Source organism: Maribacter orientalis (assembly GCF_900109345.1).
Classification (GTDB): domain Bacteria; phylum Bacteroidota; class Bacteroidia; order Flavobacteriales; family Flavobacteriaceae; genus Maribacter; species Maribacter orientalis.
The window spans coordinates 59135-76971 of record NZ_FNZN01000009.1; the positions used below are offsets into that span (position 1 = coordinate 59135).

Consider the following 17837-nt stretch of genomic DNA (forward strand, 5'->3'; position numbering starts at 1 on the left):
GTATTTTTGATTTATATGAGGATGGCACTTTGCTCCAAAAACAACATGGCTAAATTAAGCTTATTATCCCTATTGGCAATAGTCTTGCTATCCTGCAACTCACTTAAAAAAGTTGAGGATGATGAATATTTGGTGGTAAAAAATTCCATTTATACAGATTCCATAAAAATTAACAACGAAGAACTTCAAAGTCTTATATATCAAAAACCAAATTCAACTGTACTTGGTTACCCTTTAAGACTTAATTTATACAATTTAGCAAAAGAAAATCCTGATTCATCGTTCAACGCATGGTTGTATAAAAAGGAGAACAGAAAAAAGAGATTAACAAAATTGCTATCGGCTAAACAAGTTGAACGTTTAGGAGAATCGTTTTTAGTGTCAGGCCTGAGCTATTGGTTAGAAGATATAGGCGAGGCACCCACTGTTTTAGATACGACTAGAACGCGTCTTAGCTTAGCAAGGCTTAGCGCATATTATCGAAGCAAGGGCTATTTCACCAATAGTACTACTTATGAAATTGATACGACCAAACAGAACAAAAAAGCCAAAATTAATTACCATATAGAACTTGGGAACCCTTATATCATAGATTCTCTTGGTAATGATATTTTATCAACAGCTATTGATTCCTTATATTTTCTAAATTCAGCCAACTCCATAATTAAGGAAGGGCAACAGTTCGACTTATCTAATTTTAATAAGGAGCGTGAACGACTTACCGGTATTTTTAGAAATAATGGTATTCGAAATTTTCAGGAGAGTTCAATTACTTTTGATATTCTTAGAGACACCACAAAAACAGCTGATGATCAGAAAATGAACATCACATTAAATATTGGAGATTTAAAAACCAGGGGTGAGAATGAAGTCACCACCTCGGCCTATAAGGTGGAGAAAATCAATAAAATCAATATATATACAGACTATCTTTCAACAAACACAAAAGATTCACTGTATACAATAGATTATAGGGACTATACAATTCACTATTCGAAGAATTTCGACATAAAGCCAAAGACATTGGCCAATGCTATATTTTTTAAGAAAGACAGTATTTACAGGGATGTCGACAAAATAAGAACAAGTAGACAGCTTAACGCACTGAACATTTTTAAATATCCGAATATTATTTTCGAAGCAGATAGTATAGGTAATCAGGTAAACACCAATATTTACTTGGCACCAAAATCAAAATATTCATTAGGAACAAATTTCGAAGTTAGCCGTTCTAACCTCCGTAGACTAGGAGTTGGCCTAGGCACTACCCTACTTATTAGAAATATTTTTAAAGGTGCTGAAAATTTAAGTATTTCTGCCGATGGCACTTATGGACTTTTAAGCAGCAATACTTTTCAGGCCAATTACTTTTCAGAGTTTGGCGGTGACATTACCCTTGATTTTCCTCGTATCTGGTTTCCCTTTATTAATACAACTAAAATAATACCTAACTACACATTACCCAAAACTAGAATCGCGATAGGTACAAGTTTTCAAAATAATATTGGCCTAGATAAGCAGACCTTTAATACTGTTTTGGGTTATAATTGGGTTCCGAGCGATTTTGTTAACCATAACGTGGAGCTATTAAACATTCAATATGTGCGTAATGTTAATAGTAGCCGCTTTTTTAATGTGTACAACAACACCTATGAAAGACTCGATGCTATTGCAGATAATTACCAAACCGAACCCGTATTGTCAGAGTTTTTTGAAATAGAATCGGACTCGACCGACCCAAAGTTAATCATCCCTTCTGGCACCACAGGCTTTATCAATGCTATTGAAGATAGAAGAGTAACCTCTACGACAGAGGATTACAACAATATAAGTCTTATTGAAGAGCGAAGAAAACGTTTAACAGAGAATAATCTAATTTTCGCCACTAACTACACCTTCAACAAGACGAATAGAACAGGTATCATCGATAACAGTTTTTATCAGTTTAGATGGAAGCTCGAAAGTGCTGGGAATCTTCTATCGGCTTTTTCATCGTTCGTTCCTTTTAACAAAAATGAACAAGAGCAATTATTAGTTTTTGGTGTACCATTTTCTCAATATATAAAAAACGAATTTGAGTATGTAAAATATTGGGATCTATCACGGTCAAATGTTTTAGCAGCACGAGCATTTTTTGGAATTGCAATACCATATGGCAACTCTGACAACATCCCTTTTGTTCGAAGTTATTTTGCAGGTGGGTCAAATGACAACCGTGCGTGGTTCCCATATTCCTTAGGCCCTGGTAGTGTTTCCGCAGTTAATGATTTCAATGAAGCAAATCTAAAACTCGCATTAAACCTTGAATATAGATTCCCCATTGTAGGTGATATAAACGGTGCTATTTTTGCTGATGCCGGTAACATATGGAATGTTTTAGATAACGTTGAAGATCCAGACGCGACTTTTGACGGGGTTGCTTCTTTAAAAGATATCGCACTAGGCACAGGCATTGGCTTACGGTACGATTTTACATACTTTCTATTTCGATTAGATTTGGGTTTCAAAACCTACAACCCTGCTGAAATTCAGTCAGAAAGATGGTTTAAAGATTATAATTTCGCCAACTCTGTTTTGCAAATAGGTATCAACTATCCGTTTTAAATATAATTGTTTTATTACTTTTGTTTTTCATTTTTTCAGAAACTAAAAGACCACTAAATTATGGCTCACAATATTAAGCCGGGCGTTGCTACCGGAGACGAAGTTCAAGCAATATTCAACTACGCTAAAGAAAAAGGGTTTGCAATACCCGCTGTAAACGTTATAGGTTCTGACACCATTAATGGCGTTTTAGAAACAGCCGCAACTTTAAATTCTCCCGTAATCATTCAATTTTCTAACGGTGGCGCACAGTTTAACGCTGGTAAAGGACTTTCAAATGAAGGGCAAAATGCAGCAATACAAGGAGCTATAGCAGGAGCAAAACACGTTCATCAATTGGCTGAGGCATACGGTGCTGTTGTTATTTTACATACAGATCACTGTGCTAAAAAATTATTACCATGGATCGACGGGTTATTAGATGCAAGTGAAAAACATTTTGCTGAAACTGGTAAGTCTCTTTTCAGCTCACATATGATCGACCTTTCTGAAGAGCCTTTAGAAGAGAATATAGAAATCTGTAAAAATTACCTTGAGCGCATGAGCAAAATGGGAATGACTTTGGAGATTGAATTAGGAATCACTGGTGGTGAAGAAGATGGTGTAGACAACTCAGATGTTGATGATTCTAAGCTATATACGCAACCGGAAGAAGTAGCTTATGCATATGAAGAACTTTCTAAAGTAAGTCCAAGATTCACCATTGCTGCTGCATTTGGTAATGTACACGGTGTTTATAAGCCAGGTAATGTGAAATTAACCCCAAAAATTCTCAAGAATTCTCAAGAATACATTACAAAGAAATATGGTGTTGAACATAATCACATTGATTTTGTATTTCATGGTGGTTCTGGTTCTACGGTTGAAGAAATTAGAGAAGGTATCAGCTACGGTGTTATAAAAATGAACATCGATACAGATTTACAGTATGCATTTCTAGCGGGTGTTCGTGATTATATACAAGACAATAAAGACTATTTACAATCACAAATTGGAAACCCTAAAGGAGCTGACGAGCCTAACAAGAAATACTACGACCCAAGAGTTTGGCTAAGAAAAGGTGAAGTAACCTTCATAGAACGTTTGAAAAAAGCATTTGAAGATTTAAATAACGTTAATACGCTATAATAGATTTTAGGATAACTAAAAAATGGACGATATGACGGCTTGGTTTAAAAGAAAAGAAAAAGGGATACAGACTTCAACTGAAGAAAAAAAAGACACCCCAAAAGGCCTGTGGTATAAATCGCCCACAGGCAAAATTGTCGAGTCTGATGATCTTGCAAAAAACTTTTATGTTAGCCCTGAAGATGATTATCATGTAAGAATAGGTAGCAAGGAGTATTTTGAAATTTTGTTCGACAACAACAAGTTTACCGAACTTGATGAAAAGCTTACATCAAAAGATCCCTTAAAATTTGAGGACACCAAAAAATATAGTGAACGGTTGAAAGCGGTACAGAAAAAAACCGGACTTAAAGATGCTGTTAGAACAGGATACGGAAAGTCTTTCGGTAAAGACATCGTAATTTGCTGTATGGATTTTAAATTCATTGGTGGTTCAATGGGAAGTGTCGTTGGTGAGAAAATCGCTCGTGGTATCGACTATGCCATTAAAAAGAAAACACCATTCATGATGATTTCAAAATCTGGCGGTGCACGTATGATGGAAGCTGCACTTTCGTTGATGCAACTTGCAAAAACATCTGCTAAGTTAGCTCAGTTATCAGAAGCTGGATTACCATATATTTCGCTTTGTACCGACCCTACTACTGGCGGTACAACAGCATCATATGCTATGCTTGGCGATATTAATATTGCAGAGCCGGGAGCATTGATTGGTTTTGCAGGTCCTCGTATTGTTAAAGATACCACAGGTAAAGAATTGCCTGAAGGCTTTCAATCATCTGAATTTTTATTGGAACATGGTTTCTTGGATTTCATTTCACATAGAAAAGATTTGAAGAAAAAGGTTAACCTGTATATTGATTTAATACAGAACAATCCTGTTAGGTCGTAATAAAGGTCTATTTTTTCTTGAATTGAAGTAGTTTCTTATTTCAAAAAAAGAGTATCTTTGCGCCCTGATTGAAAATCAATCACGTACATAAAAATCATTTAAAATAATATTGGAATGTATTTAACAAAAGAAGTAAAAGCCGAGATTTTTAAAAAATACGGCGGTAAAGAAGGCAATACAGGTTCTACAGAAGGCCAAATTGCTTTATTCACACACCGTATCAATCACCTGACCGGTCACTTGAAAAGAAATCATAAAGACTACAATACTGAGCGTTCACTTGTGAAGCTAGTAGGTAAAAGAAGAAGTCTTCTTGATTACATGATTAAAAATGATATTGTAAAATACAGAGAGCTAATTGTAGAGCTTGGTATTAGAAAATAATATTGCAAAAAAAGGGGATAGTTAACTATCCCCTTTTTTTTAAATTACTCCGAGCCTTGGGAGATTTAGCCAATCATTGGTAAAGGTGAACACAAAAAGCTACACACGGTTTTTCATTGGTCAACACAACAACACAACAACTCCGACCAGAGAAAATTTAGTCGGAAAGACCATTGTTTAACAAATCTGCAATACGCAGATTTTAATCAAATTTTATGATTCCAAAAGTATTTAAAGAGGTCATAGACCTTGGCGACGGTAGGGAAATTTCTATCGAAACCGGTAAATTGGCAAAACAGGCTCACGGCTCTGTTGTTGTTCAATCAGGAAAATGTATGTTATTATGTACAGTTGTTTCCAATTACAAACAAAGTGATGTGGACTTTCTTCCACTTACGGTAGATTACCGTGAAAAATTTGCTGCCGCAGGCCGTTACCCAGGTGGTTTCTTCAAAAGAGAAGCTAGACCAAGTGATGGTGAGGTGTTAACCATGCGTTTAGTGGATCGTGTATTACGCCCATTATTCCCAAAAGATTACCATGCAGAAACACAAGTGATGATTCAGTTAATGTCTCATGACGAAAACGTTATGCCAGAAGCTATGGCTGGTTTAGCTGCATCTGCTGCTATACAATTATCAGATTTTCCTTTTGAATGCCCAATCTCTGAAGCTAGAGTTGGTCGTGTAAATGGAGAATTTATCATCAACCCAACTAGGGCACAATTAGCCGAGTCTGACATCGATATGATGATTGGAGCATCAGCTGATTCTGTAATGATGGTTGAAGGTGAAATGGATGAGATTTCTGAAGAAGAAATGGCAGAAGCTATAAAATTTGCTCATGAAGCCATTAAAGTACAATGTGCTGCACAAGTAAAATTAGCTGAAGCATTCGGTAAAAAAGAAGTACGTGAGTACGCAGAAGAAAGAGAAGATGAAGATTTAGCGAAGAAGATTCATGATATGGCATATGATAAAGTTTATGCTATAGCAAAAGCTGGCTCTGCTAAACACGAACGAAGTGCTGCCTTTTCTGAAATCAAAGAAGAAATTAAAGCAACATTTTCTGAAGAAGAGTTAGCCGATTTTGGTGATTTAGTTTCTAAATACTATTCAAAAGCTGAAAAAGCTGCGATTAGAAATTTAACTTTAGATGAAGGTTTACGTTTAGATGGTCGTAAGACAGATGAAATTAGACCAATCTGGTGTGAAATCGACTATTTACCATCAACTCACGGTTCAGCAATTTTCACAAGAGGTGAAACTCAAGCATTGGCAACTGTAACTTTAGGAACTTCTAGAGATGCAAACAAAATAGATATGCCATCTCACGAAGGTGAAGAAAATTTCTATTTACATTATAACTTCCCTCCTTTTTGTACAGGTGAAGCAAGACCGTTAAGAGGAACTTCTAGAAGAGAAGTTGGTCACGGTAACTTGGCGCAACGTGGTTTAAAAGGAATGATTCCTGCTGATTGCCCTTATACCGTGCGTGTAGTGTCTGAAGTATTAGAGTCTAATGGCTCTTCTTCAATGGCTACTGTTTGTGCAGGTACAATGGCATTGATGGATGCCGGTGTTCAAATGATAAGACCTGTTTCTGGTATTGCCATGGGGTTAATCTCTGATGCAAAAACTGGAAAATATGCTGTTCTTTCTGATATTTTAGGTGATGAAGATCACTTAGGTGATATGGACTTTAAAGTTACTGGTACTTCTGAAGGTATTACTGCTTGTCAAATGGACATTAAAGTAAAAGGATTGTCTTACGAGATTTTAGTAAATGCACTAAAACAAGCAAGAGAAGGTCGTTTGCATATCTTAGGTAAAATAACGGACACTATTTCTACACCAAATGCAGATGTTAAGGAACATGCGCCTACTATGGTTACGCGTAGAATTCCTAACGAATTTATTGGTGCTTTAATCGGACCTGGTGGAAAAGTGATACAAGAGATGCAAAAAGAAACTGAGACCACTATCGTTATAAACGAGGATCCGGTAACTGAAGAAGGTATCGTTGAAATTTTAGGTGTAGGTCAAGCTGGTATTAATGCTGTTATGGCAAAAATCGATGCTATATTGTTCAAACCTACCGTAGGTAGTGTTTACGAAGTAAAGGTAATCAAAATGTTAGATTTTGGTGCTGTTGTTGAGTATATGGATGCACCAGGAAACGAAGTTCTACTTCACGTTTCTGAATTGGCATGGGAAAGAACTGAAAATGTAACCGATGTGGTAAATATGGGTGATGTATTTGATGTGAAATATTTCGGCCTTGATCCAAGAACAAGAAAAGAGAAAGTTTCTCGTAAAGCTCTTTTACCAAAACCAGAAGGTTTTGTAGAAAGACCACCACGTGATGACAAACGAAGAGATGACCGTCGTGGAAACGATCGTAATCGTGATCGTGACCGTGATAGAAAACCAAGAAGAGATTAACTCTTTGTAAGTTTAAAAAGTAAGCCTCGACATATATGTTGGGGCTTTTTTTATGCATTTCAACAGAAAAACAAAGTTTTTTACCTTCAATTGTAACATTCGGAAGTTTTTTACGTATAAGTATATGCAGTCTATGCAAATTGAACTTAATTTATTTTAATGAGACAGCTTAAGATTACAAAACAGGTCACCAATAGGGAGACCGCATCTTTGGACAAGTACTTACAAGAAATTGGAAAAGTTGACTTGATTACCGCTGATGAAGAAGTAGAGTTGGCACAACGCATCAAGGCAGGCGACCAGATCGCTCTTGAAAAACTTACAAAAGCCAACCTCAGATTCGTGGTATCAGTTGCAAAGCAGTACCAAAACCAAGGCCTTACTTTACCAGATTTAATTAATGAGGGAAACCTTGGGTTAATTAAAGCTGCACAGCGTTTTGACGAAACGCGGGGATTCAAATTCATCTCCTACGCCGTATGGTGGATCCGTCAATCTATATTACAAGCTTTGGCAGAGCAATCTCGTATTGTTCGTTTGCCATTGAACAAAATTGGTTCTATCAATAAAATCAACAAAACTTTTGCTTTTCTTGAGCAAGCGCATGAAAGAATGCCTTCTCCTGAAGAAATCGCAAAAGAATTGGATATGACCGTTGAAGATGTTAAACAATCTTTGAAAAACTCAGGTAGACACGTATCTATGGATGCGCCTCTTATCGATGGTGAAGATTCTAACCTTTACGATGTACTTCGTAGTGGCGAATCTCCAAATCCAGATAGAGAACTTTTACATGAGTCTTTACGTACCGAAATTGAGCGTGCATTAGAAACATTGACTCCGCGTGAGGCAGATGTTATTCGTTTGTACTTTGGCCTTGCAGGTCAACATTCTATGACCCTTGAAGAAATTGGTGAAACTTTTGACCTAACAAGAGAAAGAGTGCGTCAAATTAAGGAGAAAGCGATTAGAAGATTAAAGCACACTTCTAGAAGTAAAATATTAAAAACGTATTTGGGTTAAAAATCCTTAGCGTTCAAGCTATAGAAATTACACGTTAAATATATCCTAAATTGGTTTTATGGCATATTAATTGTAATTTTAACGATAACAACAGTTATCATGACTGTTCGTTTTTTGATTGATGAATAAACTCCGGCTGATTACCGGAGTTTTTTCATTTATAATAGTTAGTAAAAGAATTCGACCAATAATAGCAGCCAACAATTGCCCTCAAATTAATCTTCCTTATATTAGAACATTATCGCCAAGTATCAATGAAACAATTCTTTGTATTTATAATGAGTATCACGCTTTTAGGTTCTTGTAAAAAACAAAACGCAGATTTTCTCAGTTACCCAACGCCTGTAAATGAAAACCTTTGGACCAATTATTCCAAAGAATCAACCTTATTTAAATTATGGTCCCCTACTGCTGAAGAAGTTACCCTCCGATTATTTAAAACCGGCAATGATTCTAATTCTTTCGAAACATTTTCTCTTGAATCTGCTAAAAGTGGTATTTGGCAAAAAAACCTAACCAAAGATCTTGATGGAATCTATTACACGTATCAGGTGAAAATAAATGGGAGATGGTTAGAAGAAACACCCGGCATGTATGCCAAAGCAGTTGGGGTAAATGGCAATAGAGCTATGGTTCTTGATTTGAACGCTACAAATCCTGATAAATGGGAAAAAGATAAAGGTCCAGTAATAAGCCATTTAAACAAAGCTATTATTTACGAGCTCCAAATAAGAGATTTGACCATCCATCCTGAATCAGGTTCATCCTTACCAGGCTCATATTTAGGATTGGTCGAGGAAGGCACAAAAGGGACTGGTAATATTTCTACAGGTATAGACCATTTGAAGGAATTGGGAATAACCCATGTGCATTTATTACCCACTTTTGACCATTATTCGATTGATGAGACAAATTTAGATACGCCTCAATATAATTGGGGCTATGATCCACAAAACTACAATGTGCCTGAAGGCTCGTTTTCATCAGACCCTTTTAATGCTGCAGTTAGGATTAAGGAATTTAAGCAAATGGTGAAAGCCTTTCATGATAATGACATCGGTGTTATACTAGATGTGGCCTACAACCATACCGGCAAGACCGAAGAAGCCAACTTCAACCAAGAAGCGCCAGGCTATTACTATCGACATTGGAAAGATGGCTCTTATGCCGATGCGGCAGCTTGTGGTAACGAGACAGCTTCTGAACGTGCTATGATGCAAAAATTCATTATAGAATCTGTAATGTATTGGACTAAGGAATATCATGTTGATGGTTTCCGAATCGACCTTATGGGAATTCATGACATCACGACAATGAATAAAATATCTGATGCGGTCAAAAAAATAAATCCCGATGCATTATTATATGGTGAAGGATGGACAGCAAAAGACTCACCCTTACCAGAAGAAAAACGTGCACTTAAAAAACACATGAAGCAATTACCCCAAATTGCTGCATTTAGTGATGATATTCGTGACGGTATTAAGGGCTCTGTTTTTGAAGATGAAAGTACCGGTTTTGTAAGTGGTGCAAAAAACACCGAAGAATCTATAAAATTTGGAGTTGTAGGTGCCATTCAACATCCTCAACTCGATTATGAAAAAGTTAACTATTCAAATGCTCCATGGGCATTAGAACCCTGGCAGTCTATCAATTATGTTTCTTGTCATGACAACCATACCTTATTCGATAAATTAAAAATCTCAAAACCTAAAGCAGATTCCGAAGAACTTATTGCAATGGATAAATTGGCAAATGCAATCGTCTTAACCTCTCAAGGAACTCCATTTCTCCATGCAGGCGTTGAAATGCTTCGAACTAAAAATGGGGAACACAATTCCTATAACCTCCCAGATAGCATCAACCAAATTAATTGGAATTGGAAAACTGAACATAAAGAGGTATTCGAGTATTACAAAAATCTAATCTCACTTCGTAAAGCCCATCCAGCATTCTATATGAAAAATGCCGCTGATGTAGTAAATAATTTAAATTTTCAGACTGTTAAAGATGGAATTGTTTCATATATTATTAAGGATAATGCCAATAATGATGATTGGAAGAATATTTTAGTTATTTATAACGCGAAAAATAAAACAATCTTTCATGAAATAAAAGGAACATGGCAAGAGGGTGTTTCAGGCGACAACTTTGATTTAGAAGGTAAAAGAACCTTAAAAAATAAAATAAAAGTTCCCGCCTTATCCATGTACATTGCATTCCAGAAATAACCCAATTACATAATCATACTAATATTACATTGATGAATTCTGAAACCCAACCTAATAATCCGCTTCATGGTGTTAAACTAGTCACTATGCTAGAAAAACTTACTGAAAAATATACATGGGAAGATTTGGCAGGACAAATAAATATCAACTGTTTTAAAAGTAATCCATCAATTAAGTCCAGTTTAAAATTTCTTAGAAGAACACCGTGGGCACGAGAAAAAGTGGAGCATTTATATTTACAATCCTTTAAAAAATAATGAGTTTTAATATTGTATTAATAGAACCCGAAATACCTAATAACACAGGTAATATTGGCAGATTGGCACTTGCCACAGGATCTACACTTCATCTAATTAAGCCATTTGGTTTCGAACTTAGTGATAAACGCCTAAAACGGGCCGGTCTAGACTATTGGCAGCACCTAAACGTAATCATTTACGAAAATGCGGAATCGTTCTTTGAGCAACATCATGATAGAGAAATGATTTTCTTTACGGCTACCGCCAAACGTAACCATTGGCAGGTAGATTATAAAGATGAAATGTTTTTAGTTTTTGGGAAAGAATCTGTCGGGCTATCTAAAGCAATCTTAACACAACATCAAGACAAAACAGCTAAAATACCCTTATACAGCGAACATATTAGGAGTTTAAACTTAGCAAATGCTGTAGCCATTTCAATTTATGAAGGATTACGTCAATTAGACTGATAATTGCACTAAGTTACTTTGTATCTTTAAGTAACCAATTATCAGAAATCATGACCAATACCACCAACCGATTCATAATCCTTATCATTACGTGTTTACTATTCTCCTGCAATGAGAAAAAAAAAGAAATAGTCGAGGAAACTAGTATCGAATTTAACACTCCAAAAGATTTTGCACTCGAAGAAATTTATCATCCTAGCAATAATGAGCAAGGTTCTTGGGTAGCATTGGCACAGGGCAATGACAATACAATGTTTGCTTGTGACCAGTATGGTAAATTATATCAATTTAAAACTCCTAAAATTGGAGAAATTCTCAATACAAGCGATGTAATTCCTTTAGATTTAGAAATTGGGGAAGCACATGGCTTACTGTGGGCATTTAATAGTTTGTATGTTGCTGTTAATAAAAATTGGGATGACGAAATTTCAGACGACCAAGAGAATGGCAGCGGTATTTACCGAATAACGGATGCAAATAATGACGGAAAATTAGATACCGTAAAAATGCTTCTTAGATTAGAAGGTAGTGGAGAACATGGCCCACATAGTTTTACATTATCACCGGATGGAAAAGAGATTTATTTCATTGCCGGCAACCATACTTTAATACCTGAAAGGGTAAAACAAAACAGTCGTATTCCGACTAATTGGGGAGAAGATAATTTGTTCACTCCGTATTTAGATGCAAGAGGCCATGCAAATGACATAAAGGCACCAGGTGGATGGATAACAAAATTTAATCCTGATGGGTCATCTTTTGAACTAATTTCTGCAGGTTTTAGAAATCCTTTTGATATTGCTTTTAATGCTGACGGTGAACTTTTCACCTATGATGCAGACATGGAATGGGATATTGGTATGCCTTGGTATAGACCTACAAGAATTTGCCATGTTACTAGTGGTAGCGAATACGGCTGGCGAACAGGATCTGGAAAATGGCCTGCCTATTATCCAGACAATTTACCTGCCGTGCATAATTTAGAACAAGGATCACCAACCGCAGTTTTATCAACCTCTTCATTAAATTTTCCTCAGAGATACAAAAACGGACTACTGGTAATGGATTGGAGTTTTGGTACCGTTTATTTTATTGATTTAATTGAGAAAGAAAGTTCGTACGAAGCCAAAAGGGAAGAATTCTTATCAGGAACGCCCCTACCCTTAACAGATATGATTGCTGGTAATGATGGTAATTTATATTTTGCAACCGGCGGTCGTCGACTGGATTCTCGCCTTTACCGTCTGCGATATACAGGTGAAGATACAACCGTTACCTCTCAGGTAAATTTAAATAATACACAAGAACGAAATCTGCGTAAACAAATAGAAGAGTACCATGTAACAGTTTCTCCAGAAGGCACAGAATTGGCATGGGAACATTTAGCCGATAAGGACCGATTTATGCGATACGCCTCTAGAATTGCCTTAGAACATCAACCTATTACCTCTTGGTTAGACGATTATAAAAAGGAAGCCGACTATAGAAAAATTATTGAAAGTAGTATTGCTCTAAATCATCAGGGCGATAAGGAACTTCAATCATTGATTTTAAAAAAATTAATGACGATACCCATTACCACTTTAGATGCTGAATTGCAGATGGATTTACTTCGCACCTATTCTCTAAATTTTATTAGAATGGGAATGCCAAATATGAGCGAGAAACAAAAACTTATAAAGATTTTAAGCCCTTTATTTCCTGCAACGGAAAGTGCAATAAGCAAAGAATTGGCTCAAATACTTTTATATCTAGAAGCTGACGGTATAGTTAAAAAACTTGTAGAGAGACTCGAATATCATACAGAGCAAAAAACAGTGACTGAGGGTGTTAAAATGCTATCTAATGAAGCCACCATGCGTAGCGAAGAATACGGACCATTAATTAGAGATGTTATCGCTAAAATGCCGCCAAGTGAAGCTATTTATTACGGTATGCTATTAAGCAATGCCAAAAATGGATGGAACAAAGATTTAAGAACGCGTTATTTTTCTTGGTATTTTGATGTGTTAGGTTCTAAGGGTGGTATGAGCTTTAAAGCCTATATGGAGAATGTAAGGCAACGGGCCCTGTCTCATGTTCCAGAAAAAGAAAGAGATTATTTTCAAGAAATTTCCGGAGTATACTCTCCAACTAGCGCAGTGGCAGATTTACCGCAACCTTTTGGACCTGGTAAAAATTACACCGGCGAAAATATGGGCGATGTCGTTTGGGGCGGCTTAGATAACTACATAGGCAATATAAAAGCTGGTAAAAGAGCATTTGCTTCGGCAAACTGTGTATTGTGTCACAGAATGCGTGGTGAAGGTGGTGCTGCAGGTCCTGATCTTACTCAAGCACATACAAAATTCAGTACCTATGATTTGATGTTCGCTATTTATAGTCCGAACGATGAAATTTCAGACCAATATGCAAATACTCTTTTTCATTTAAAAGACGACGCAAAACTAGCTGGGCGAATAAAATCTGAAGCTGGCGATTCTATCGTGATAATGCCAAATCCGTTCAACGAAAGCTACACCGTTAGCATTGCCAAGAGTGCCATTCTAAAAAAAGAGCTATCACCGGTATCACCAATGCCACCAGCTTTATTGAATAGATTAAATGAGCAAGAGGTCGCAGATTTATTCGCATACATCATTGCCGGTGGAGATGAAAATCATAAGATATATACTGGAAAAGAATAGTTTAAAATTTCATGAAATACAAAATTCCTGATCAAACAAGAATAGGTCATGTACACTTAAAAGTATCTGACCTAAATCAATCCATTTATTTCTATTGCGAGATACTAGGTTTTGAAATTACCACGAAATATGGTGACCAAGCTGCCTTTATTTCAGCTGGCGGCTACCATCATCATATTGGTCTAAATACATGGGAAAGTAAGAATGCACCACGTGCTTCAAAACATGGCGTCGGACTTTACCATACAGCAATTCTATACCCCACAAAAAAGGTTTGGGGCGAATCTTAAAAAGACTCAATGATTTTGAATATCAACTTACAGGCGCTGCAGATCATGGTGTTTCAGAAGCACTTTACCTTGATGATCCAGACGGCAACGGAGTAGAACTTTATTGGGATCGCCCAAAAGAAGAATGGCCGCTTAATAATTTAGGTGAGATTGACATGTTTACCAAGCCGTTAAATTTGAACAATCTCTTAGCATTAGCAGATTAAATTATTATTTTCAAACTAGATTTATTTATTTTCCAACTTTTAGTATACCAACCAAATTTCAATTTTATGACTATGAAGCTACGCTATCTCTTTCTTGTATTTGTGTTATCCATTTTTAGCACAAGTTTTGCTCAAAAAAAATCAGACAAAACGAATTCTTCAGTTCCCCTAGCTAAAGAATTTTATGAAAATTTATCATGGAGAAATATTGGACCCGTTCGTGGCGGTCGTTCACTAGGTTCGGCTGGTAGCCCTGGCAGACCCAATGAATATTATTTTGGAGCTACAGGTGGCGGACTTTGGAAAACTACCGATGGTGGTAATGAATGGGCACCAGTTACAGACGGCCAAATTACAAGTTCTTCTGTTGGTGCAGTAGCCATCGCAGAAACAAATCCTGATATTGTGTATATCGGCATGGGTGAAGTACAATTACGCGGTAGTATAACACAAGGTGATGGTGTTTATAAAACTAAAGATGGCGGTAAAACATGGAGGCATTTAGGACTTGAAGAAACCCAAGCGGTATCTCGAATTAGAATTCATCCAACAAATCCTGATATTGTTTATGTTGCTGCTCTTGGTCACCCCTATGGTGATAATGAACAACGTGGGGTTTTTAAAAGTATAGATGGTGGAAATACATGGAAGAAAACACTTTATGTTAGCGATAAAGCCGGTGCAGTAGATTTAATCATCGACCGAAATAATCCTAAAGTTCTGTATGCAAGCACATGGCAGGTTCAACGAAAAGCCTGGAAAATGTGGGGCGGCGGACCAGATTGTAAATTATGGAAATCTACAGATGCTGGCGAGACCTGGACAGATTTAACAGAAAATCCTGGTATGCCAGAAGGCCCGATAGGAAAAATTGGAGTGACCGTTTCTCCGGCAGATTCAAACCGTGTTTGGGCAATTGTCGAAGCTAATGAAGGTGGTGTATTTCGTTCTGACGATGCAGGTAAAACTTGGGAAAGAACGAATGACGAAAGAAAACTGCGACAACGTGCCTTTTACTATTCTAGAATTTATGCTGATCCCTTCGATAAAGATATTGTCTACGGACTGAATGTTGATTTCTGGAAATCAACAGATGGGGGTAAAACTTTTGATACCGAAATAAAAGTTCCGCACGGCGATAACCATGATTTATGGATTGACCCTAATAATCCGGAGCGTATGATTTCTTCCAATGATGGTGGAGGTATCGTCAGCATCAACGGTGGAAAAACTTGGACAGAAGAAGATTATATTACTACCCAATTATATCATGTAATGGCAACTAACGATATTCCGTATCATGTTGCAGGTGCACAACAAGACAATAGTACTATAGCTATGCCAAGTGATGATTGGGAGCATATGCTAGCACGCGGTCTTGGTGATGGCTGGGCTTATGCTGTCGGTGGAGGTGAAAGTGGTTGGATTACCCAACACCCAGAGAATTTAGATATTTTCTATGCAGGTAGTCAAGGTGCTCTTTTAACGCGATATGATAGAAGCAACGGACAATCAAGAGACATTCAAGTATATCCACGGTTTTTCTCAGGAGAACCTGCCAGTGCATTACCAGAACGCTGGCAATGGACCTTCCCTATTATGTTCGCTCCACAAGATTCTAAGGTAATGTATACCTGCTCGCAACACGTATGGAAAACAACCGATGACGGACAATCATGGGAAAAAATTAGTCCGGATCTCACCTATGCAGACCCTTCTACATTAGGAAAAACCGGTGGAATTATTACCATGGATATGAACGGACCTGAAATTTACGCGACAGTATTTGCACTTGCTCCATCTAATCATGACATCAATACGATTTGGGCAGGCTCAGATGACGGAAAAATACATATCACTAGAGATGGCGGCAAAAATTGGTCAGACATCACCCCTAAAGATTTACCTAAATTTTCAAGAGTCAGCATTATTGACGAATCTATCCACAACCCGGGTACACTATACGTAGCTGCCAACCGATATCAAGTAGATGATAGACAACCTTATGTTTTTAAAACCCATGATTATGGTAAAACTTGGACAAAGATTACCAATGGAATCAAAGATGGTCATTTTGCACGAGCTGTTCGCGAGGATCCGGTCAAAGAAGGTCTTCTATTCTTAGCCACAGAGCATGGCGTTTATTTTTCCATGAATGATGGTGAATTATGGCAGAGTCTACAATTAAAATTACCTGACACACCCGTACGAGATTTAGTAATAAAAGATAATGATGTTGTTTTAGGAACCCACGGTAGAGGTTTTTGGATTTTAGATGACATTCAACCACTAAGACAGTTCACTCCAGAAATGGCCAAACAAGAAGCAGTACTATTTCAACCTAGCAATACTTATAGAGGGTTAACCGATGCATCTATTCAATACTATCTAAAAGACCAAAAAGATACGATCACTTTTGAAATTTATGATGCCAACGACAACTTAATAAACACCTTTACAGGTAGTAAACCTAAATATGAAGTTGACCCAAATTTACCGTATTGGTTACGTGGCGGTTCATCTAAACCAACAACCGCAAAAGGCATCAACACATTTACTTGGGACCTTAGGTATCCTGGAGCGACAACATTTGATGGTATGATCATTTGGAGTGCAAGGCCTGCAAGAGGCCCAAAAGCACCTTTAGGTACTTATAAAGTAAAAATGAAGTCGGGAGATTATGAAAAAACATACTCATTTGACTTAGAAATAAATCCAAACCTTAAAGGAATCACTAAAGAAGATTTAGATGAGCAGTTCGAATTGTCAAATAAAATAATGGGTAAAACTACTGCTGCCAATGAAGCGGTTATTAAAATTCGAAAAATCAAAAAAACATTCAGTGATTCAAAAGATAAAATTGATCAAAACGATTACAACAAAACCGTAACTCCATTTTTAAATGAATTATCAGAAGTTGAAGAAGCGCTTTATCAGGTTAAAAATCAGTCTGGACAAGATCCATTGAACTTTCCGATAAAACTGAACAACAGATTAGCTTCGTTGAGAAGAAGTGTTGAATCTGGTGATGCCAAACCTACAAATGGCGCATACAAAGTATTTGAAGAATTATCTGCAGAGCTAGATGTAGAATTAGGAAGATTAAACAATGTTGTGGAAAAGTATAAGACAAAGGTAAATCCTATCTTAAATAAGAATGGTTTAACACTCTTAGAATAAAATAGAATAAATATAAGAGAAAGGATTCTGTTAAACCTTACCTTGAAGGTTTAACAGAA

13 protein-coding genes are annotated in these 17837 nt (G+C 36.8%); all 13 read left to right on the top strand.

What is annotated here, in order from left to right:
* Window positions 1-45 precede the first annotated feature (45 nt).
* The 13 genes from tamL (at window position 46) to BMY56_RS15940 (ending at window position 17778) form a co-directional block, all read left to right on the top strand.
* Window positions 46-2604, top strand: coding sequence for a translocation and assembly module lipoprotein TamL (gene tamL / locus BMY56_RS15885; protein ID WP_245737248.1), 2559 nt, complete (start codon window positions 46-48; stop codon window positions 2602-2604).
* 60 nt (window positions 2605-2664) lie between these two features.
* Window positions 2665-3732: a class II fructose-bisphosphate aldolase gene (gene fbaA, locus BMY56_RS15890; protein WP_091626473.1), complete on the top strand. Its 1068-nt coding sequence runs from the start codon at window positions 2665-2667 to the stop codon at window positions 3730-3732.
* Between the two features lie 31 nt (window positions 3733-3763).
* A complete protein-coding gene (gene accD / locus BMY56_RS15895; protein ID WP_091626650.1) occupies window positions 3764-4624 on the top strand; it encodes an acetyl-CoA carboxylase, carboxyltransferase subunit beta in 861 nt (286 codons plus the stop codon).
* Window positions 4625-4738: 114 nt separating this feature from the next.
* Window positions 4739-5008, top strand: a complete 270-nt coding sequence (gene rpsO, locus BMY56_RS15900; RefSeq protein ID WP_091626475.1) for a 30S ribosomal protein S15 — start codon at window positions 4739-4741, stop codon at window positions 5006-5008.
* A 215-nt stretch (window positions 5009-5223) separates the two neighbouring features.
* Window positions 5224-7452: a polyribonucleotide nucleotidyltransferase gene (locus BMY56_RS15905; protein WP_091626477.1), complete on the top strand. Its 2229-nt coding sequence runs from the start codon at window positions 5224-5226 to the stop codon at window positions 7450-7452.
* 159 nt (window positions 7453-7611) lie between these two features.
* Window positions 7612-8475 carry a sigma-70 family RNA polymerase sigma factor gene (locus tag BMY56_RS15910; protein WP_027067982.1) on the top strand — a complete coding sequence of 288 codons (864 nt, stop codon included), beginning with the start codon at window positions 7612-7614 and terminating at the stop codon, window positions 8473-8475.
* A 254-nt stretch (window positions 8476-8729) separates the two neighbouring features.
* Window positions 8730-10706 (top strand): type I pullulanase, encoded by a 1977-nt coding sequence (gene pulA / locus BMY56_RS15915; protein WP_091626479.1) that lies wholly within the window; start codon window positions 8730-8732, stop codon window positions 10704-10706.
* Between the two features lie 32 nt (window positions 10707-10738).
* Window positions 10739-10963, top strand: coding sequence for a VF530 family protein (locus BMY56_RS15920; RefSeq protein WP_091626481.1), 225 nt, complete (start codon window positions 10739-10741; stop codon window positions 10961-10963).
* Window positions 10963-11415: a tRNA (cytidine(34)-2'-O)-methyltransferase gene (locus tag BMY56_RS15925; RefSeq protein WP_091626484.1), complete on the top strand. Its 453-nt coding sequence runs from the start codon at window positions 10963-10965 to the stop codon at window positions 11413-11415. Before BMY56_RS15920 ends, BMY56_RS15925 begins: the two co-directional genes overlap by 1 nt.
* Window positions 11416-11465: 50 nt before the next feature.
* A complete protein-coding gene (locus BMY56_RS15930) occupies window positions 11466-14102 on the top strand; it encodes a c-type cytochrome (protein ID WP_091626487.1) in 2637 nt (878 codons plus the stop codon).
* Between the two features lie 11 nt (window positions 14103-14113).
* A complete protein-coding gene (locus BMY56_RS18935) occupies window positions 14114-14392 on the top strand; it encodes a VOC family protein (protein WP_245737250.1) in 279 nt (92 codons plus the stop codon).
* Window positions 14377-14598 (top strand): VOC family protein, encoded by a 222-nt coding sequence (locus BMY56_RS18940; protein ID WP_245737252.1) that lies wholly within the window; start codon window positions 14377-14379, stop codon window positions 14596-14598. The genes BMY56_RS18935 and BMY56_RS18940 overlap by 16 nt, the downstream gene beginning before the upstream one ends.
* A 66-nt stretch (window positions 14599-14664) precedes the next feature.
* Window positions 14665-17778 (top strand): VPS10 domain-containing protein, encoded by a 3114-nt coding sequence (locus tag BMY56_RS15940; protein ID WP_245737253.1) that lies wholly within the window; start codon window positions 14665-14667, stop codon window positions 17776-17778.
* Window positions 17779-17837 lie beyond the last annotated feature (59 nt).